1 protein-coding gene is annotated in these 407 nt (G+C 71.5%); it reads left to right on the top strand.

The window, feature by feature from the left end:
• Positions 1-3: 3 nt before the first annotated feature.
• On the top strand, positions 4-407 hold a 404-nt coding region (locus tag LPA54_RS40605), incomplete at its 3' end, for a hypothetical protein (RefSeq protein ID WP_228985446.1).

Raw genomic sequence — 407 nt, 5'->3', positions numbered from 1 at the left:
CCCATGCGCGCCAAGATCTCCTACGCCCTCACGGCCGCCGTCCTGGTCGTCTACTTCGTCCTGGTCGGCAGCCGCGGAGTGCTGCTCATCAAGGCCGGCACGCTCCTCACGGTCACCTTCGGGGTGGCCGTGCTGATCCTGCCGGTCATCGGTGTGTGGTTCCTCTGGAAGAACACCCAGTTCGTGCGGGACGCCAACCGGCTCGCGGCCGAGCTGGACGCCGAGGGCGGCCTGCCCGTCGACACCCTCAGGCGACTGCCCAGCGGCCGCATCGACCGCGAGTCGGCCGACGAGGTCTTCGCGCTGCGCAAGGCCGAGACGGAGGACGCGCCCGACGACTGGCGCAGCTGGTTCCGGCTCGCCGTGGCCTACCACGATGCCCGGGACACCCCGCGCGCCCGCAAGGC

This window comes from Streptomyces sp. DH12, from assembly GCF_020873895.1.
GTDB lineage: Bacteria > Actinomycetota > Actinomycetes > Streptomycetales > Streptomycetaceae > Streptomyces.
The sequence above is the reverse complement of the archived record's forward strand: the minus strand, read 5'-3'. Positions and strand labels throughout refer to the sequence as shown.